This window comes from Streptomyces anatolicus (assembly GCF_019400875.1).
Classification (GTDB): domain Bacteria; phylum Actinomycetota; class Actinomycetes; order Streptomycetales; family Streptomycetaceae; genus Streptomyces; species Streptomyces anatolicus.
This window is the reverse complement of record NZ_WMBF01000001.1, coordinates 37,133-56,431: the sequence shown is the minus strand read 5'-3', so window position 1 is coordinate 56,431 and position 19,299 is coordinate 37,133. Positions and strand designations below refer to the sequence as shown.

16 protein-coding genes and 2 tRNA genes are annotated in these 19,299 nt (G+C 70.3%); 12 read left to right on the top strand and 6 right to left on the bottom strand.

All coding sequences use genetic code 11. The features are described from left to right. Positions 1-507 precede the first annotated feature (507 nt). The 8 genes from GKQ77_RS00250 to GKQ77_RS00215 all read left to right on the top strand — a co-directional run bounded on the left by GKQ77_RS00250 (position 508) and on the right by GKQ77_RS00215 (position 11,190). Positions 508-4,401, top strand: coding sequence for a sensor histidine kinase (locus GKQ77_RS00250; protein WP_308117491.1), 3,894 nt, complete (start codon positions 508-510; stop codon positions 4,399-4,401). A gap of 9 nt (positions 4,402-4,410) precedes the next feature. Beyond that, the gene (locus GKQ77_RS00245; protein WP_030787430.1) at positions 4,411-4,824 is read left to right on the top strand and encodes a roadblock/LC7 domain-containing protein; all 414 of its coding nucleotides are present in this window, start codon (positions 4,411-4,413) and stop codon (positions 4,822-4,824) included. Positions 4,825-4,965: 141 nt separating this feature from the next. Further along, positions 4,966-5,367 (top strand): DUF742 domain-containing protein, encoded by a 402-nt coding sequence (locus GKQ77_RS00240; RefSeq protein WP_030787427.1) that lies wholly within the window; start codon positions 4,966-4,968, stop codon positions 5,365-5,367. Next, positions 5,348-5,947: a GTP-binding protein gene (locus GKQ77_RS00235; protein ID WP_125515316.1), complete on the top strand. Its 600-nt coding sequence runs from the start codon at positions 5,348-5,350 to the stop codon at positions 5,945-5,947. The genes GKQ77_RS00240 and GKQ77_RS00235 overlap by 20 nt, the downstream gene beginning before the upstream one ends. Before the next feature lie 340 nt (positions 5,948-6,287). Then, a complete protein-coding gene (locus GKQ77_RS00230) occupies positions 6,288-9,515 on the top strand; it encodes a sensor histidine kinase (RefSeq protein WP_219686535.1) in 3,228 nt (1,075 codons plus the stop codon). Positions 9,516-9,525: 10 nt separating this feature from the next. Further along, positions 9,526-9,939 carry a roadblock/LC7 domain-containing protein gene (locus tag GKQ77_RS00225; RefSeq protein ID WP_030787419.1) on the top strand — a complete coding sequence of 138 codons (414 nt, stop codon included), beginning with the start codon at positions 9,526-9,528 and terminating at the stop codon, positions 9,937-9,939. A gap of 95 nt (positions 9,940-10,034) precedes the next feature. Then, positions 10,035-10,625: a DUF742 domain-containing protein gene (locus GKQ77_RS00220; protein WP_219686534.1), complete on the top strand. Its 591-nt coding sequence runs from the start codon at positions 10,035-10,037 to the stop codon at positions 10,623-10,625. Beyond that, on the top strand, positions 10,606-11,190 hold the full coding sequence (locus GKQ77_RS00215; RefSeq protein ID WP_030361923.1) for a GTP-binding protein: 585 nt from the start codon (positions 10,606-10,608) through the stop codon (positions 11,188-11,190). Before GKQ77_RS00220 ends, GKQ77_RS00215 begins: the two co-directional genes overlap by 20 nt. A gap of 135 nt (positions 11,191-11,325) precedes the next feature. Here GKQ77_RS00215 and GKQ77_RS00210 read toward each other — a convergent pair whose 3' ends face one another. The 6 genes from GKQ77_RS00210 to GKQ77_RS00185 all read right to left on the bottom strand — a co-directional run bounded on the left by GKQ77_RS00210 (position 11,326) and on the right by GKQ77_RS00185 (position 15,147). Further along, positions 11,326-11,520, bottom strand: a complete 195-nt coding sequence (locus GKQ77_RS00210; RefSeq protein ID WP_125515311.1) for an acyl-CoA carboxylase subunit epsilon — start codon at positions 11,518-11,520, stop codon at positions 11,326-11,328. Positions 11,521-11,541: 21 nt separating this feature from the next. Beyond that, positions 11,542-13,086, bottom strand: coding sequence for an acyl-CoA carboxylase subunit beta (locus GKQ77_RS00205; protein ID WP_219686533.1), 1,545 nt, complete (start codon positions 13,084-13,086; stop codon positions 11,542-11,544). Between the two features lie 44 nt (positions 13,087-13,130). Next, the gene (locus GKQ77_RS00200) at positions 13,131-13,562 is read right to left on the bottom strand and encodes a hypothetical protein (RefSeq protein WP_219686532.1); all 432 of its coding nucleotides are present in this window, start codon (positions 13,560-13,562) and stop codon (positions 13,131-13,133) included. 161 nt (positions 13,563-13,723) lie between these two features. Beyond that, entirely contained in the window at positions 13,724-14,515 is a 792-nt protein-coding gene (locus GKQ77_RS00195; RefSeq protein WP_219686531.1) for an AfsR/SARP family transcriptional regulator, read from the bottom strand. A 409-nt stretch (positions 14,516-14,924) separates the two neighbouring features. Beyond that, a tRNA-Val gene (locus tag GKQ77_RS00190) sits at positions 14,925-15,022 on the bottom strand. A gap of 30 nt (positions 15,023-15,052) precedes the next feature. Continuing rightward, positions 15,053-15,147: transfer RNA gene (locus GKQ77_RS00185), tRNA-Val, on the bottom strand. A 197-nt stretch (positions 15,148-15,344) separates the two neighbouring features. Between GKQ77_RS00185 and GKQ77_RS00180 the strand changes: the two genes are divergently transcribed. The 4 genes from GKQ77_RS00180 (at position 15,345) to GKQ77_RS00165 (ending at position 19,295) form a co-directional block, all read left to right on the top strand. Next, on the top strand, positions 15,345-16,337 hold the full coding sequence (locus GKQ77_RS00180) for a DUF2156 domain-containing protein (protein ID WP_219686530.1): 993 nt from the start codon (positions 15,345-15,347) through the stop codon (positions 16,335-16,337). A 51-nt stretch (positions 16,338-16,388) separates the two neighbouring features. Beyond that, positions 16,389-16,553: a hypothetical protein gene (locus tag GKQ77_RS00175; protein ID WP_219686529.1), complete on the top strand. Its 165-nt coding sequence runs from the start codon at positions 16,389-16,391 to the stop codon at positions 16,551-16,553. A gap of 187 nt (positions 16,554-16,740) precedes the next feature. Further along, positions 16,741-17,895, top strand: a complete 1,155-nt coding sequence (locus GKQ77_RS00170; protein WP_219686528.1) for a fatty acid desaturase family protein — start codon at positions 16,741-16,743, stop codon at positions 17,893-17,895. Continuing rightward, positions 17,895-19,295, top strand: coding sequence for an MFS transporter (locus GKQ77_RS00165; RefSeq protein ID WP_219686527.1), 1,401 nt, complete (start codon positions 17,895-17,897; stop codon positions 19,293-19,295). Before GKQ77_RS00170 ends, GKQ77_RS00165 begins: the two co-directional genes overlap by 1 nt. Positions 19,296-19,299: the final 4 nt, after the last annotated feature.

Below are 19,299 nucleotides of genomic sequence, written 5' to 3'. Positions count from 1 at the left end.
GTAAAGCGTCAGGCTAAACATCCAATTCCCGGCCAAAGTCCGGAAGAGGCCATGATCTTCATGTGAGTTTGCTCACGAAGGAGCGGGCAAAAAGGTCAAATCAGGCCCCGCTTCCGCTACTTGGAAACGGACATTGCCCCACTGAAGGCACCATTCCGCTCCTGATCATGAAGACTGGGACACCCCCTCCCCGTAGCCACTTTGAGGGGATGTGTCCGCTTTCCCCCGGATCACCTTCTACGTCTCGTGACCCCCCACTCACGCCGTGTCACCGCTGTCCCGGCGCGACACGCGGGCCTTGTTGGAGATCCTGCACTGTGCTGGAATTCCCGGGACCGCCGCGGGATCGAACCGGCGCGCAGGGCGCAACGCAGCGCCGAGTGGCGGCCGGAAGGGGAAGCAGCGCCGGTCACTCAACGACCACCCATGGGGCGCTTGGCGCCCCACGACGCCGACACCGTCCCGCCGTTCAGCGGCAGGACGCCTGGTCCAGAGGTTGCGACGCTAGTGCAGGGACGTTTCAAGAGGGATGGCAAGGGGTCTCCCCAGGCCGGTCGCGGCCGAGGGGATGCCGCGGCGGAGCCGGAGCGCGGCGGCGACCGCGGCTCCTCGCCCCAGCACGCCCAGAACCCGGGACCCGGTGCGCCCGGCGACAAGGCCGGTGCCGCGCGCCAGGGTGCGCCGGGCAGCGGCCCCGCGGCCGCCCCGGCCAAGGGCAAGGGTGCGTCCACAGCCGCCTCGCCCAGCAACACGGGCTCACGAATAGCCCTGCGCAACTGGCGCATCTCGACCCGCCTGGTCTCGCTGCTCGCGCTCCCCGTGATCACCGCGACCTCACTCGGCGCGCTCCGCATCAACTCGTCCATGGACGAGATCCAGCAGCTCGACAACATGAAGCTGCTGACCGACATGACCAAGCAGGCCACCGCGCTCGCCGTGGCGCTCCAGGAGGAGCGCGACAAGTCGGCCGGCCCCCTCTCGCACGGCGCGACGGCCTCGGACTACACGGTCAAGGGCGCCCGCGCCAAGACCGACCGGGTCTACCGCAACTTCCTCCAGGGCACCCAGGACCTGAACGACACGGACGGCGAGAAGGGTCTTCTCGGCGTCCGGCACAGCGCGGTCCAGATCACCCAGCAGCTCCAGGGCATCAACAAGGTCCGCAAGGACGCCTACAAGGACGGCGCGTCCACCTCGCAGACCGTCGAGGCCTACAGCCAGCTCGTCGAGCAGCTGCTCGCGCTGTCGCAGGACATGGCGCAGGCGACCAGCAACCCGGACATGATCCAGCGCACCCGCGCCCTGGCCGCCTTCTCCTCGGCCAAGGAGTACGCGTCGGTGCAGCGGGCGATCATCGCCGCCGCCCTGCCCGCCAACGACAGCGAGTACGGCAAGATCAGCGAGACCGACCGCACCTTCGGTCTCAGCGCCAACGACAAGGAGCGCTCGCAGCTCCAGACGTTCAGCAAGATCTACGCCGGCAACGCGCAGGAGCTGACCAAGCCCATCGACGGCGGCAACGCCTCGATCAAGGCCGCCAACGAATACGCCAAGCGCGTCCTCGAGCAGGAGGGCGGCATCAAGCTCCAGGACAAGCGGTCCTACAGGGACTGGGTCGACGCCGACACCACCAAGATCGACGCGATGTCCAAGATCGAGCTGACGCTGCTCGGCGAGATGGAGCAGAAGGCGCGCGAGCTGCGCAACGAGTCGGAGCAGTCGGCCATCCTCAACGGTGCGCTGATCCTGCTCGTGCTCGGCGTCTCGCTCGTCGGCGCGTTCGTCGTGGCCCGCTCCATGATCCGCTCGCTGCGCCGGCTCCAGGACACCGCGACCAAGGTCGCCCAGGACCGCCTGCCCGAGCTGGTCAAGCAGCTCTCCGAGTCGGACCCGCAGGACGTCGACACCTCCGTCGAGTCCGTCGGTGTGCACTCCCGGGACGAGATCGGCCAGGTGGCCGCGGCCTTCGACGACGTGCACCGCGAGGCCGTCCGCCTCGCCGCCGAGCAGGCCCTCCTGCGAGGCAACGTCAACGCGATGTTCACCAACCTCTCGCGCCGCTCCCAGGGCCTCATCCAGCGCCAGCTCTCGCTCATCTCCGAGCTGGAGTCCCGCGAGGCCGACCCGGACCAGCTCTCCTCGCTCTTCAAGCTCGACCACCTCGCGACCCGCATGCGCCGTAACGGCGAGAACCTCCTCGTCCTCGCCGGTGAGGAGCCCGGCCGTCGCTGGACGCGGCCCGTGCCGCTCGTCGACGTGCTGCGTGCCGCCGCGTCCGAGGTGGAGCAGTACGAGCGCATCGAACTGTCCGCCGTGCCCGCCACCGAGGTCGCGGGCCGCGTGGTCAACGACCTCGTGCACCTCCTCGCCGAGCTGCTGGAGAACGCGACGTCGTTCTCCTCGCCGCAGACGAAGGTCAAGGTCACCGGTCACGCGCTGCCCGACGGCCGCGTACTGATCGAGATCCACGACACCGGCATCGGCCTCTCCCCCGAGGACCTGGCCGCGATCAACGAGCGGCTCGCCTCGCCGCCCACCGTGGACGTCTCCGTCTCGCGCCGCATGGGTCTGTTCGTGGTCGGCCGCCTCTCGCAGCGCCACGGCATCCGCATCCAGCTCCGTCCCTCCGACTCCGGTGGTACGACCGCGCTGGTCATGCTGCCCGTCGATGTCGCCCAGGGCGGCAAGAAGGTTCCCGGCAAGCCCGGTGGCCCCGGCCCGACCGGTGGTCCCGCCGCGGCTGCGGCCGCCGCCGGTGCCGCGGCCGCGCGCCGCGGGGTCGGCGCGGGCAACAACGGTCCCGCGCTCGGCAGTGGTTCCGGTCCGGCCGGTGGTCCCGGCCGTGGCGGTCCGGCGCTCGGCGGCGGGCCCGGCGCGGGTGCGCCCGGTGCCGGTGGTCCGGGTGGCGCGGGACGGCTCGGTGCCAGTGCGCCGCGCCAGCAGGTCGCCGGTTCGGGTCCGCGCGCCGCGCTGCCCTCCCGGGACACCGGCCAGCAGCGTCCGCCCGCCGGTCCTCAGGGACAGCAGGGCCAGCGGGGCCAGCAGGGCCAGCCCGGACAGCAGGCCCAGCAGCCGCAGGCGCCGCAGGGCGGCCGTGGCGGCGGTGCCAAGCAGCCTCCGGTCCCCCAGCAGCGTACGAACGCCATGCAGCCGCCCGCCGACTCCGGTGACCAGGGGCGCAGGCCTCAGCTGCCGCCTCGGGGCGGGCCGCGCGCCGAGCTTCCCGGGGGCAACCCGCAGCCCCGCGTGCCCAGTTGGAGCGACGAGAACGCGCAGCCGCAGGTCTCGCGCGAGCCCTTCGACACCCCGCGCGGCCACGAGGAGCACGAGGCCACCGGCCAGTTCCCGCAGGCCACCGCCCCCGACGACCGGCAGGGTCCCGGCTCCACCGCCGAGTTCCCCCGCCCGGACTTCAACGCGCCGCCGCCCGGCACGCCCGCCCCGCAGGACCAGGGCACCGGCAAGTTCGTCCGCTCGGACGTCTTCGGCGGCCAGGGCGAGGCCCAGCAGGGCCGCGGGCAGGGTCAGGCGCCGCAGCAGAACCAGCACCAGAACCAGCAGCAGGCCCCGCAGCGCGATCAGCCGCGGAACCAGCAGGGCCAGCGGCAGGACCAGGGCAACGGCTCCGCGCAGCAGGCCGGCCGGGAGCTGACCGACTACACGGTGCCGCGTCCGCCGGCCCCGCGCCGCAGCCAGGGCGACCCCCACCAGGGCCTCCCCCCGCAGCCGCAGGCCGACCAGCTGCCCGGCTCCGCGCAGCCCGACGACCTGCTGCCCGCCGCCGGTCCCGGTGACGGACGTACGCCGCTGTACGACACGCTGGAGACCAACTGGTTCCAGCAGCAGCAGAACCAGCGCGCGCAGGCCGAGCAGCAGAGCCGTCAGCAGGACCAGCAGAGCCAGCACCAGAACCAGCAGCAGGCTCCGCACGGCCACCAGACCGGTGGCCACCCCGCCGAGCCCGCCCAGCGTCAGGCACCGCAGGCCCCCGGCCCGCAGCGCCCGCTGCCGTCGCGCGGCCCGCGCCACGCCCCGCCCGCCGGATCCGCACCCGCGGCCGGCAGCGGGAACGGCAACGGCCAGAACGGCGCGGGCCCCGGTGCCCCCGCCGGCTGGCGCTCCTCCCCCAACGACGAGCTGGGCCGCCAGGCCGAGCGCGTCCGGCAGCCCACCGCGGGCGGGGTCACCACATCCGGACTGCCGCGCCGCGTCCCGCGGGCCAACTTGGTCGCGGGCACGGCCCAGCAGCAGCAGGACAGCACAGGTCCGCAGGTCTCGCGTGCGCCCGAAGAGGTACGCGGCCGGCTGACGAATCTCCGTCGGGGCATTCAGCAGGGTCGCCAGGCCGGTACCGGCCAGACCGGCAGTTTCCCTCGCCCCACTCACCAGCAGGAGCGTTAGTTGAGTCCGATGAGCCAGGCGGCACAGAATCTGAACTGGTTGATCACCAACTTCGTGGACAACACCCCAGGGGTGTCCCACACGGTCGTGGTCTCCGCCGACGGCCTCCTTCTGGCCATGTCCGAGGGGTTCCCGCGCGATCGAGCCGACCAGCTCGCCGCGGTCGCCTCGGGCCTCACCTCCCTCACCGCCGGGGCGTCCCGGATCTTCGAGGGCGGCACCGTCACGCAGACCGTGGTGGAGATGGAGCGGGGGTTCCTCTTCATCATGTCCGTCTCCGACGGCTCGTCGCTGGCCGTGCTCGCGCACCCCGAGTGCGACATCGGCCTCGTCGGCTACGAGATGGCGCTGCTCGTCGACCGCGCGGGGGCGGTCCTCACCCCGGACCTCCGCGCCGAGTTGCAGGGCAGCCTGCTCCACTAGCCCGAAGCCGGCTCGAAAGCTTCCGCCCCTTCGGCCGCCCCACCGACCGAACGTACTGACCAACCGTCCGGCCGCCATACGCCCCCACCGGCTCTGTCAGACGGCACACGCAGATGACCTGCTGTCCCGCCCGGAGGATCCATGACCCCGCCCACCGCCTCTCACAACCCGTACGGTGACCCCTCGTACGGAATGGAGGGCGACCAGCCGCTGGTGCGTCCCTACGCGATGACCGGCGGCCGGACCCGGCCCCGCTACCAGCTCGCCATCGAGGCGCTGGTGAGCACCACGGCCGATCCGGCCCAGCTGATGGGGCTGCTCCCCGAGCACCAGCGGATCTGCCACCTGTGCCGCGAGGTCAAGTCGGTGGCCGAGGTCTCGGCGCTCCTGTCGATGCCGCTCGGTGTGGCCCGGATCCTCGTGGCGGACCTGGCCGAGGCCGGGCTCGTCGCCATCCATCAGCCCGGCGGCGACGAGTCCGCCGGCGGTCAGCCTGACGTGACACTGCTCGAAAGGGTGCTCAGTGGACTTCGCAAGCTCTAACGGCTCGGGCGGCTCAGGCTCCGGCTCGGGCCGTTCCACCACCTCCGCCAAGATCGTGGTGGCGGGCGGCTTCGGCGTGGGCAAGACCACGTTCGTCGGGGCCGTCTCGGAGATCAACCCGCTGCGCACCGAGGCCGTCATGACGTCCGCGTCCGCGGGCATCGACGACCTGACCCACACCGGGGACAAGACGACGACCACCGTCGCGATGGACTTCGGCCGCATCACCCTGGACCAGGACCTGATCCTGTACCTCTTCGGTACGCCCGGTCAGGACCGCTTCTGGTTCATGTGGGACGACCTGGTCCGTGGCGCGATCGGAGCGGTCGTGCTCGTGGACACGCGACGGCTCGCCGACTGCTTCCCGGCCGTCGACTACTTCGAGAACAGCGGCCTGCCGTTCGTCATCGCCCTCAACGGCTTCGACGGCCACCAGCCCTACACTCCGGACGAGGTGCGCGAGGCGCTCCAGATCGGTCCGGGTACGCCGATCATCACCACCGACGCACGACACCGTGCAGACGCAAAGAGTGGCTTGATCACGCTGGTCGAGCACGCACTTATGGCACGTCTCAAGTAGGCAGGTGTATACGGCAGTTGTCGTAGACCGCACGGAGCGGCCTGTGTCCTTTGACACGGCCGCGCGCCGTGTTCATAACGTTTCGACAGAGAATTACCGGGGGACCGCCACGCGTCGCGGTCGCCTGGTGCCACTGTGCTCACAAGAGCCCCGCCTTTTGGCGGGGCTCGCTCTTTATGACCGATTTATCTGAGGCCTACACCACTCGGAACTTCCGCTTCCCACTGTTTGGAAGAGCAGTGCCTGACGTGCTGGAATGCGCTGAACTGCCCAGTAGCACGGGCCTTGGAGACGACAGCGGCACGAGAGTGAGTGCCGCCGCCGAGAGGTTGTTGGTCGAGTGAGGCGAAGCAAGACGAGCCCCGCGGCACCCCCCACCGGGGACGCGCGGGGCAACTTCACCCCGCCGCCGCGCACAGCGGCGTCCCCCGTTGACGTGAGCTCCGGCCCCGGCAACGAGCCCCCCGCTCCCTCCGGCGGACGGATGTCCCCCCGCAACTGGCGCGTACCGACCAAGCTGAACGCGATCCTGCTCATACCCGTGCTCGTCGGCCTCGTCATGGGCGGCTTCCAGGTGAAGGGCTCCATCGACACCTGGAGCGAGGCCCGGGACGCCGAGAGCACGGCCCGCCTGGTGCGGGCCTCCCTCGACTACGGCAACCGCCTCGTCGAGGAGCGTGACATCTCCGCCGCCCCGCTGCTGAACGGCAAGCGGACCGACCCGGCCGTCGTCAAGGCCCGCAAGGCCACCGACGAGGCCGCGGCCGCGTTCAAGGCCGCCGCCGAGGACATGCCGGACAAGGAAGGGCTCACCCGTCGTCTCGCGGCCTTCCGCAAGGTCGAGCCGAAGCTGATCCCGCTGCGTCAGGCCGCGTACACCACCAAGCTCCCCGGCGTGAAGACCGAAGAGGGCTACGTCGCCATCCAGCACCCCCTGATGGAGTTCGCCAACGAACTCGGTCTGGGCACCGGCAACATCACCAGCTACGGCCGCACCGTCTACGCGATCTCGCTCTCCAAGGCCGCGCTCTCGCTGCAGCGGTCCATCGGTACGCACCTGCTGGTCAAGCCGGGCCCCGGCACCGGTTCGTTCACCCTCCAGCGCACCTCCTTCTCCTCGTACGCCTACCTGGAGCGCGTCGCCATCGAGGAGTACACCGGCGGCGGCACCCCCCAGGACGTGGCCAAGCTGGAGGAGGCGAAGAAGAAGCTGGCGGCCGAGGCCGAGAAGCAGGCCAACCCGCCGCCCACGCAGGACCAGATGGTCGCGGCCATCGCCACCATGGAGAGCACGCAGCCGAGCGCACGGGTCGAGCTCGCCGGCAAGGGCATCAACCGGCAGGCCTGGTGGGACACCACCTCCGCCAAGTTCGACGCGTACCGCACGATCGAGTCCGACCTCGCCGACAAGGCCGTGGACGAGGCCTCCCAGATCGCCTCCGACGCCCAGCGCAACGCCTACATCACCGGCGCCATCGTGGTCATCGCGCTGCTCGCCGCCTTCATCCTGGCCGGGATGATGGCCCGCCAGATGTCCAAGGCGATGCGCCAGCTGCGTACCGCCGCCTTCGGCATCGCCGAGCAGCGGCTGCCGATGCTGGTCGACCAGCTGTCGCGCACCGACCCGGGCCGGGTCGACACCCGCGTACAGCCCATACCGATCACCACCACGGACGAGATCGGCGAGGTCGCCCGCGCCTTCGACCAGGTGCACCGCGAGGCCGTGCGGCTCGCCGCCGAGCAGGCGCTGCTGCGGGGCAACATCAACGCGATCTTCACCAACCTCTCGCGCCGCAACCAGTCGCTGATCGAGGGCCAGCTGACCCTCATCACCGACCTGGAGAACAACGAGGCCGACCCCGACCAGCTGGAGAACCTCTTCCGCCTGGACCACCTGGCGACCCGTATGCGCCGCAACGGCGAGAACCTTCTGGTCCTCTCCGGCGAGGAGCCCGGCCGCCGCTGGGACCAGCCGGTTCCGCTGGTCGACGTGCTCCGCGCCGCCTCCTCCGAGGTGGAGCAGTACGAGCGCATCGAGCTGGCCGGCGTCCCGGAGGCCGAGATCCACGGCCTCGCCGTGACCGACCTCGTGCACCTGCTCGCCGAGCTCCTTGAGAACGCCACCACGTTCTCCTCCCCGCAGACCAAGGTCCGCGTCACCGCGACCCGGCTGCCCGACGGCCGCGTCATGGTCGAGATCCACGACAAGGGCATCGGCCTCACCGCCGAGGACTTCGCGGACATCAACCACAAGCTGGCCAACCCGCCGACCGTGGACGCCGCGATCTCCCAGCGCATGGGCCTGTTCGTGGTCGGGCGCCTCGCCGACCGGCACGGCATCCGCGTCCAGCTGCGCCCCTCGGGCGAGCAGGCGGGCACGACCTCGCTGGTCATGCTGCCGGACGGGATCACCCACGGTGGCGGTGGCGAACAGCACGGGCAGGACTCCGAGTTCACGGTCTCCTCGATCATCCCGGAGCAGCAGGTCCTGGAGGCCGAGCCGCTGCGCACCGCCGCGGAGCTGGGCTTCGACGACAGCCGCTACCACGGTGACGGCGCCGAGGCGGGCCTCGACCCCGTCGGCCGCTCGCTGATGCGTGAGGAGCGCAGGGCCGCCCTTGAGGCACAGGCCCAGCAGCCGGGCGCCGGGCGTCCGCTCTTCCGTGACGAGGTCGATCCGCAGCAGGGCGCGCGGCAGGACTCGTACGAGCAGCACGCGCCCGCCTACGACGAGCAGCAGGGCGGCTACGACCAGGGGCAGTCCGGGTACGACCAGGGCCGCCCCGCGTACGAGAACGAGCAGTACGCCGGTGAGCAGTCCGCGCACGGCCAGTCCCCGCACGGCCAGTACGCCCGTGACCAGTACGCCGGTGAGCAGTACCCCGCCGACCAGTACGGCAACGGGCAGTACGCCGAGGGCGGTTACGGCGACGAGCAGCAGCAGGCCCCCGCGTACGACGAGCAGTACTACCCGACGCAGGACGGCTACCAGGACCAGGACCCCCAGATCTCCTATCCGGAGCGGTCCCGTCAGGATGACTGGCCAAGCGGGGACGGCTACCAGCCCGAGTACGGCCAGGAAGCGGAATCCGCTCAGGCCCCCGCGGGCGACGCCGGGAGCGTAGGCTTCGACCGGCCGGGGCCGACGCCGTCCGTCGTGCACGACACGACCGACGCGGGTCTCCCCCGCCGGGGCTCCTCGGCCCCGAACGGGAACGCGCCCGCCGGGAACGCTCCCGCCGGGGGTGCTCTGGCCGCGAACGAGGGCCAGGGCGGTCCCGACTGGCGCTCGTCCAACGACGAGCGCTGGCAGCGGGCCGAGCGCCTCAAGGAGCCGAAGGCGGGCGGGGTCACCTCGTCCGGGCTCCCCCGGCGCGTGCCCAAGGCCAACCTGGTCGAGGGCACGGCGGAACAGACCCCACAGGGCGGCCCCCAGGTCTCCCGCGACCCCGAGGAAGTGCGGGGCAGGCTGAGCAACCTGCGCCGCGGCGTCCAGCGGGGCCGCAACTCAAGTGACACGAATGGCCAGGGCTTCAGCCCTGATAGCACCTACAACCAGGAGCGTTAGTGTGAGCCCGATGAGCCAGGCGGCGCAGAACCTGAACTGGTTGATCACCAACTTCGTGGACAACACCCCCGGGGTGTCCCACACGGTGGTGGTCTCCGCCGACGGACTCCTTCTGGCGATGTCCGAAGGCTTCCCCCGCGACCGTGCCGACCAGCTCGCGGCCGTCGCCTCGGGTCTGACCTCCCTCACCGCCGGGGCCTCCCGGATCTTCGAGGGCGGCTCCGTGACCCAGACCGTTGTGGAGATGGAGCGAGGATTTCTCTTCATCATGTCCATTTCCGACGGTTCCTCGCTCGCCGTACTCGCCCACCCGGATGCGGACATCGGTCTCATTGGGTACGAGATGGCACTCCTTGTCGACCGCGCGGGCACCGTCCTCACGCCGGACCTGCGCGCGGAGCTCCAGGGGAGCCTTCTCAACTAACAGACAGACGGTGCGTTTTCACGGCCCGTGCCCGTAAGGTTTCGGGACGCGGCTCCAGAGTGATGGTGCCCGGCACAGTTGGAGGAGGAAGCAACGTGGCAACACCCCCAGACGGTTCGTCCTCGGCGAACTGGTCCCCTGGTCACGGCCAGGGTGGTCAGCACGACGGCGGAGCGAACCGGTACAACTTCCCCTCCGCGCCGAGCCACCGCCGCCAGCCGTACGCGCAGCCCCAGCAGCCGGGTCCGCGCCCCTACGACCAAGGCACGCCGGCGCACGCGCCCCGTGTCGAGCCGGTCCAGTCCCAGCGGCGCGCCCCCGCACCGGCGCCCTCCGGGGCGGCGCACAACCCCTTGGTGCGCCCGTACGCCATGACGGGCGGCCGCACCAGGCCGCGCTACCAGCTCGCCATCGAGGCGCTGGTGCACACCACCGCACAACCGCACCAGCTGCAGGGCCAGTTGCCCGAGCATCAGCGGATCTGCAACCTGTGCCACGAGATCAAGTCAGTCGCTGAGATCTCGGCACTGCTCTCCATCCCCCTCGGCGTCGCCCGAATCCTCGTAGCCGACCTGGCGGAGGCCGGACTTGTCGCCATCCACCAGCCCGGCGGCGACGAGTCCGCCGGCGGCCAGCCAGACGTGACACTGCTCGAAAGGGTGCTCAGTGGACTTCGCAAGCTCTAGCGGAGGAGCAACAGCCCGCTCCACCACCAGCGCGAAAATCGTGGTGGCGGGCGGCTTCGGCGTGGGCAAGACCACGTTCGTCGGGGCGGTCTCTGAGATCAACCCGCTGCGCACCGAGGCCGTCATGACGTCCGCGTCCGCGGGCATCGACGACCTCACCCACACCGGGGACAAGACCACCACGACGGTGGCCATGGACTTCGGCCGCATCACCCTGGACCAGGACCTGATCCTGTACCTCTTCGGTACGCCCGGTCAGGACCGCTTCTGGTTCATGTGGGACGACCTGGTCCGTGGCGCCATCGGAGCGGTCGTCCTGGTCGACACGAGGCGGCTCGCCGACTGCTTCCCCGCCGTCGACTACTTCGAGAACTCCGGGCTTCCCTTCGTGATCGCCCTCAACGGCTTCGACGGCCACCAGCCGTATACCCCGGACGAGGTCCGTGAAGCGCTCCAGATCGGGCCGGACACGCCGATCATCACCACGGACGCGCGGCACCGCGCGGACGCGAAGAGCGCGCTGATCACGCTGGTCGAGCACGCGTTGATGGCACGGCTGCGTTAGCGCATCTGTGGCGCCCCGTGGGGGTGCGGGAACTGTGCGGCCCTGTGGGGCTGAGCGCGCAGTTCCCCGCGCCCCTACAGGGCGCGTAAAACCCCGCCCTCCTGGAGGAGAGCGGGGTTTTTGTGTTGCTGAGGGTCAGCCCTGCCAGCTGTGCGGGGCGCGGAAGCCCGGGGTGCGCTCCAGGCGGCGCCAGCCGGCCTTCGCGCGGCCTCGGCGGGCCGGGGCGGCGGCGGGCTGGGCGGCGGCGCGGGCCAGCAGGATCGCGGTGATGGCCGCGACTTCCTCGGGCTCGGCGTGGCCCTTTTCCACTCGGATGTCGGGGGGAGTCATCTGCAGCGTTCTCCTTGTGGGCTACTGCGGAGGGTTGCCGTGCTTGCGCGAGGGCAGGTCGGCGTGTTTGCCCGCGAGCATGGCGAGGGAGTCGATGAGGACCTCGCGGGTGTGCGCGGGGTCGATGACGTCGTCGACCAGGCCGCGTTCGGCGGCGTAGTAGGGGTGCATCAGCTCGGCCTTGTACTCCTTGACCATGCGGGTGCGCATGGCTTCGGGGTCCTCGGCGGCGGCGATCTGGCGGCGGAAGATGACGTTGGCGGCGCCTTCGGCGCCCATCACCGCGATCTCGTTGGTGGGCCAGGCGTAGGTGAGGTCGGCGCCGATGGACTGGGAGTCCATGACGATGTAGGCGCCGCCGTAGGCCTTGCGCAGGATCAGGGAGATGCGGGGCACGGTGGCGTTGCAGTACGCGTACAGGAGCTTGGCGCCGTGGCGGATGATGCCGCCGTGCTCCTGGTCGACGCCCGGCAGGAAGCCCGGCACATCGAGCAGCGTCACGATGGGGATGTTGAACGCGTCGCACATCTGCACGAAACGCGCGGCCTTCTCGGAGGCCTCGATGTCAAGGACGCCCGCCAGCGCCTGCGGCTGGTTCGCGACGATCCCGACGACCTTGCCGTCAAGACGGGCCAGCGCACAGATGATGTTCCGCGCCCACCGCTCATGCACCTCAAGGAAGTCGCCGTCGTCGACAAGCTCCTCGATCACCCGGTGCATGTCGTAGGGGCGGTTGCCGTCGACGGGGACCAGGTCGAGCAGGGCCTGGCAGGTGCGGTCGGCCGGGTCGTCGCAGGTGTGCGCCGGGGGCGTCTCGCGGTTGTTGGAGGGCAGCATCGACAGCAGATAGCGCACTTCTTCGAGGCAGGTCTCCTCGTCGTCGTACGCGAAGTGCGCGACGCCCGAGGTCTCGGCGTGCACGTCCGCGCCGCCCAGACCGTTCTGCGTGATCTCCTCGCCGGTCACCGCGCGGACCACGTCCGGCCCGGTGATGAACATCTGCGAGGTCTCACGGACCATGAAGACGAAGTCGGTCAGGGCCGGGCTGTAGGCCGCGCCGCCCGCGCACGGGCCGAGCATCACGCTGATCTGCGGGATGACACCGGACGCCTTGGTGTTGCGCTGGAAGATGTCGCCGTAACCCGCGAGAGCCGTCACACCCTCCTGGATACGGGCGCCCGCGCCGTCGTTCAGCGAGACCAGCGGGGCGCCCGCCGCGATGGCCATGTCCATGATCTTGTGGATCTTCGTGGCGTGCGCCTCACCCAGCGCGCCGCCGAAGATGCGGAAGTCGTGCGCGTAGACGAAGACCGTACGGCCCTCTACCGTGCCCCAACCGGTGACGACACCGTCCGTGTACGGCCGCTTCGCCTCCAGGCCGAAGCCGGTCGCCCGGTGCCGGCGCAGGGGTTCGACCTCGCGGAACGAGCCCTCGTCCAGGAGCAGTTCGATCCGCTCGCGGACGGTGAGCTTGCCCTTGGCCTTCTGAGCGGCGGTGGCCGGTTCGGAGGGGCCCGCGAGGACCCGCTCCCGAATCGCCGTCAGCTCCGCGACGTGGCGTCTCATCTCTCCCCTTACCGATTGCCGTCACCGGGGACGCTGCGAGTGGTTCAGTTGGTGAGCTTGCGCAGGCCGTTGATCTGGAGCACGGCGAACCCGCCGACGGTGGCGGCCTGCATGAGGATCCACACCGTGCCGACCGTGTTCGGGTCGAACCAGCCGAAGAGCGCGGTGGCGACGCTGGCGACGGCCCACAGCAGGTTCGCCTCGATGACGACCTTCGTGGCGGCGGCGGACGGCACCTGCTGGGAGGCGAGGACGCCGACGAGGATGCCGTAGACGGTGAGGAAGGCGCCGATCCCGCGCAGCAGCCCGGTGTTCATGTCGAGGAGGTCCCCGACGGGGCCCGCGGCGATGAGGTAGATGAGGCCGTTGCCGGCCGTGACGGCGGCGTCGAGACCGAGGAAGAGACGCAGCGGGCGCGCGGCGGACGAGTTCGTGGCCGCGGTTCCAAAGCGTGCGGAGGTCTGGCTCGTGGTCATGAAATCTCCAGGTGCGTACGGTGGTTGGATTTCCTGCGCGCCGCGCGGGACGCGTACGGGGGGTCCGCGCGGAGTGCGGGGGCCCGCTTTTTTCCGTTCCGATGGTGGCAACTGGCGCTGACCGGACGCTGACATCCCGCGTGCGCGGGCGGCGCGGGACCTCAGGCGGGCTGGAGCAGGGTCCGGGCGCCGCCGGTCAGGGCCGGGTCGTGCGCGAGGATGGCGTGTTCGACGTGGCGCAGTGCGGGGGAGGGGTCGATGCCCAGCTCGTCCGAGAGGTGCCGGCGCATGGCGCGGTAGACGTTGAGGGCGTCGGCCTGGCGGCCCGAGCGGTACAGGGCGACCATCAGCTGCTCACAGAACCGTTCCCGCAGCGGGTGGTTGCTGTGTGCCTCGTGGAGTTCGGCGAGCATCGCGGCGTGGTGGCCGAGGCGCAGCTCCGCCTCGAAGCGCAGTTCCATGGCCCGCATGCGGTACTCCTCGTAGCGCGCGCAGGCGAGCTGGCAGATGGTGCCGCCGGGGAAGTCGCCGAAGACGGGGCCGCGCCACAGGGCGAGCGCCCGGCCGAGCAGTTCCGCCGTGCCGGCGGCGTCGGCGGCGCCCGCCGCCTCGGCCTGTCTGACCGATTTGGTGAATTCCGCCGCGTCGAATTCGCCTTCGTGGATGGTCAGCCGGTATCCGGAAGGGTGAATGGTGACCCGGGACACCGCGAGATCGGGTTCCAGGCTCTTCAGTTTGCGGCGGAGCCGGCTGATGTGAGCCTGCAGAGCATTGGCCTGCTTGTCCGGGACGGAATCGCCCCACATTTCCTCGACGAGGCTCTCGCCCGAGATCGGGCGGCCCTCGCTGACGAGCAGGGTCTGGATCAGGTTCCGCTGGAGATCTCCCGAGATCTCCGCGAATCCTGTCGCGGTGCGGATCTGCAGTGCTCCGAGAATCGAAAAGCTCAGCATGCCGTTTCCCCCTTGGCTTTCGTTGCTGCAACGTCGGGGTGGTTCACCTTCCGGGTCGCCAGAGCCATCGGTGCTGCGGTGTGGGGGCCCGCGGGTGGAGGTCGGCGTGGCGATCTCTGGGCGTCCTCGACCGGGGGAGGCAGCGGGCACGACCCCTGACTCCCTTCCAGCGAAGACCCTCTCACGGTATCATTCCTTTGGGAAGGTATTTTTTTGAACGAGCCGGATGGGGCGGCTGATTGCGGGTTTGACCTGCGGGTTCCTCTGGCAGGAGGTCGACAGGGAAAGGTGCGTCCCTCGAACGCAGACCCGCCCCGGCAGGCCTTGCCGCTCTCGCGGGGCGCCGGGGCGGTCGCTTCACCGGGGCGGGGGAGGCCCGGGGAAGTGGATGTGGAAGCCGGTGTTCCGTTGGCGGAGAGGGCAGGATTCGAACCTGCGTGGGCCGCGTACGACCCGACCTTGAGCGTGAGCCCGAGATCCCCGATAAGCCACTCCGGGCACCTCTCCTGGTGGTGCGGGCACCATGTGCGGTGCCTGCGGAGAGGGCAGGATTCGAACCTGCGTGGGCCGCGAACGACCCGACCTTGAGCGTGAGCCCGAGATCCCCGATAAACCACTCCGGGCACCTCTCCGTGTTCCCGGCCCGGTTTCCCGTGCCGTTCACGAGAAGAACATTGCCAGGCACTTCTGACGGGCCGCTGACACTTCCCTGACGTGCTGTCCCGCATACGGCGACCACCTGCCCCGAAAGCTTTACGCCCTTCCCATCAAAGGGGCGGCGGTGCTCTACTCTCCTCGACCGCAACGGCTTCCGAAAGGGAAACGGATCATGACCGTGACCGTAGTGGAAAACCCGATTCTCAAGGCGGTCCGCACCCATACGCGGGCCGAGAATCCCAGCGCGTTCCTCGCGCTCAACAGCGGCAACAGCACCTTCACGCTGCCGGGCACGGACGGCGTCGTCGTCTACCGCGCGACCGGCCGGTTCGCCGTCCAGTTCGGCGGGCCCTTCGCCGCCCCGGACGACTACGACACCCTCCTCGACGGCTTCCGGCACCACCTGAAGGAGCGGGGGCTGACGCACGTAGGCGTCCAGCTCCAGCGCGACGACGCCGAGCGCTACGCGGCGCGCGGGTTCACCGTCAACCAGATCGGCGCCTCCTGGGCGGTGAGCCTCGCCGAGTTCACGCTGCGCGGCACCCGCTTCATGCAGCTGCGCAACAAGATCTCCCGCGCCTACCGCAACGGCCTCCAGATCCAGGAGGTCAAGGCCGACGCCTGGCGGGACGCGCTGGAGACGATCGACGGCGCCTGGCTCTCCAGCAAGGGCGCGGCCCGCCCTCTGGAGTTCCTGGTCGGCGAGATCGGCGGCGAGGCGCAGGAGCACCGGCGCCTGTTCGTCGGCACGATCAACGGGGACCCGGTGGCGTACATCTCTTACTCCCCGGTCTTCGGCAGCCGCGCCGGGTGGATGCACGACCTGAGCCGGCGCGTGCCGGACGGCTCACCGGGCCTGATGGAGGCCATCAACGCCCACGCCATCGAGGTCTTCCGCGGCGAGGGCGTCCAGTGGCTGCACTTCGGCTTCACGCCCTTCACCGGACTCGACGCCGACCACGAACTGGAGGGCCACAGCCCCGCGTTCCAGTGGCTGATGCACGCCCTGTGGGCGGAGGGCGCCGCGCTCTACCCGGCCCAGACGCAGCTCTCGTACAAACACAAGTGGGCGCCCGACGCGACCATCCCGGAGTACGTCGCCTTCGACGGGCCCGCGTCGCTGGCGTCCTTCGCGCACATCTTCCGCGCCTGCAACGCCTTCTGACGACACATCAGGCACTCGTCAACCGCATTCGACCCACAGGAGTGAAAGACGATGAGCGGCAGCACCGAGACGACCGACGCGCTCAAGCACGCCATGGTGGAACAGCTCATGGGCGTCATCGCCGCCCCCGACGACGAGGACGTGGCCCGCGCCGCGGACGCCGTGGTCCGGGAGCTGGACGCCCTGCTCCGCGCCGAGCAGGACCCCGCGGCCTGAGCCGGACCCCGATCAGCCCAGCATCAGCGCCACATCAGCGCTCCACGGAACGCTGCACCCACGTTCGCCCGGCGTCCGGCCGGTGGGGCACCGCACGCGCTCGCCGCACTGTGCTCCAGCGGATCCCGTGCGCCGGGCGGGCGCCGCCGCCGCCCGGTTCGGGCACTTCTTCCGAGGAGAGCTTCGTATGCAGCGTCCGCACGTCCAAGAGACCGGTGTCGCCGTCGACCCGCAACGCCCTGCTGCCCCGCAGCACACCGCAACCCCGCAGCGCCCCGCTGTCCCTCAGCACAGCACAGCCCCGCAGCGCACCGGGGCCTCCGCCACCTTTTCCGAGCTGCTCAAACGCGTCAAGGCGGAGGGGCTGCTCGACCTCGACCCGCGGTACTACATAGGGCGGCTGACCCGGAACACCACGCTGCTGGTCGCCGGACTCACCGCCTTCTTCCTGCTGGGCGACTCGTGGTGGCAGCTCGCCGTGGCGGTGTGGATGGGCCTCTGCGGCGGCCAGTCCTCCTTCATGTGGCACGACGCGGGCCACAAGGCGATGTTCCGCGACAAGCGGGCCGCCTCCGCCGTCGGCTACTTCCACGCCAACTTCGTCAACGGCGTCAGCTTCGGCTGGTGGGTCAACCACCACAACCGCCACCACAGCAACCCCAACCACCTGGACATGGACCCGGACATCGGCCGGCGCACCGCGATCTTCGACATCAAGCAGTACGCCACCCGGACCGGCGTGCAGCGCTTCATCGTGCGCTACCAGAGCGTGCTCTTCTTCGTCCTGCTCGTCCTCGAGTCGTTCAAGATGCACAAGACGGCCGTGAAGTCGATCGCGCAGGGCCTCACCAAGCACCCCGTCCTGGAGTCCACTCTGCTCCTGCTGCGCGCCGCGATCTATCTGACCTGCGTCTTCACCGTCCTGTCGCCGGTGCTCGCGGTCACCTTCATCCTCGTCCAGCAGGCCACCCTCGGCGTCTACTTCGGCATGATCTTCGCCCCGAACCACAAGGGCATGGACGTGCGCGACGGCGACGAGGAGACCCTGGACTGGCTGGAGCGCCAGGTCCTCACCTCCCGCAACATCCGCCCCTCGTGGTTCATCGACTTCCTCTACGGGGGCCTCAACTACCAGGTCGAGCATCACCTGTTCCCCGCCATGCCGCAGAAGAACCTCGGCCGCGCCCGCGAACTGACCCGCGAGTACTGCGCCGAGCGCGGCGTCCCGTACCACGAGGTCGGCTTCTGGGCCTCGTACCGCGAGGTCGCCTCCTACCTGCACGAGGTCAGCGCCCCGGTCCGCCGCGGTGACGTCGACGCGCACCTGGAACGGACCGCCTGATGGCCGACACCCTCTCCAGACCGGCGGCCGGGGCCACGGCCACCGCGCGCGCCTCGATCGGCGTCCGGCTCGACCGGATGCCGATCACCCCGACCCACCGCAGCGTCACCGCGGTCATCGGGGTCGGGCTGCTCTTCGACACGTTCGAGAACAACCTCTCCGGCACCATCGCCAAGGTCCTCCAGAACGACTTCGCGTTCGGCGCCACCGAGCTGAAGCTCGTCCTCGCCTCCGCCTTCATCGGCCAGTTCATCGGCTCGCTGGTGCTCGGCAAGGTCGCGGACCGGTACGGGCGGCGCCGGGCGTTCCTGATCAACCTGGCGATCTACTCCGGCTTCTCGCTGCTCGGCGCCTTCTCGCCGAACGCGGCCTGGCTGATCGCGACCCGGTTCTTCGCCGGCATCGGCATCGGCGCCGAACAGTCCCTTTCCGACTGCTACTTGTCGGACGTACTTCCCGCCAAGAAGCGCGGCCGGTACATCGCCTGGGCCTACACGCTCGCCTTCTGCGGAGTGCCCGCCGTGGGCTTCGCCGCCCTGTGGCTCGTCCCGCTGACCCCGCTCGGCATCGACGGCTGGCGCTGGCTCTTCGTGATCGGCGCGCTGGGCTCCGCCGTGGTGTGGGTGCTGCGCAGGCGGCTCATCGAGTCCCCGCGCTGGCTGGCGACGGTCGGCCGCGAGGACGAGGCGGAGGCGCTGGTCGCCCGCATGGAGGCGGAAGTTCCCGGCGGCGCCCCCGCGGTGCCCGCCGCCGAGCTCGCGGACGCCGCCGCCAAGGCAGCGGCCCCCGCCCCCCGGCTGCGGGACATCTTCCAGCCCCACCTGCGGCGGCGCACCACCATGCTGTGGATCTTCTGCGCCCTGTCGACCGTCGGCTACTACGGCTTCGGCACGCTCGCCCCGCAGATCCTCGCCGCCAAGGGGTACGGGATCGTCGCGGGCATCGGCTTCACCGCGGTCTGCTTCCTCGGCTACCCCGTGGGCTCCGCGCTCGCGCTGCCGATCATCGACCGCGTCGAGCGCAAGAGGCTGGTGGTCGCGTCGGCGGGCGCCATGGTCGCGGCCGGGCTCGGCTTCAGCTACGCGGGTTCGCCGGCCGTCATCATGGTCTTCGGCTTCGCCTACACGGTCTTCAGCAACCTCTTCTCCAGCGTCTCGCACGTCTACCTCGCCGAGCAGTACCCGACCGCCATCCGCGCGGCCGCGTCCGGCGCGGCGTACTCCCTGTCCAAACTCAGCGCCGCCGCGCTGCCCTTCGCCCTGCTCCCGGTCCTCCAGTCGTACGGGCCAGGGGCGCTGTTCGGCGTCATCGCCGCCGTGATGGCCGCGCTCGCCGTCACCGTCCTCACCCTGGGCGAACGCACCACCGGCGTCTCGGTCGACCGCGTGAGCGCCGGCTGACCCC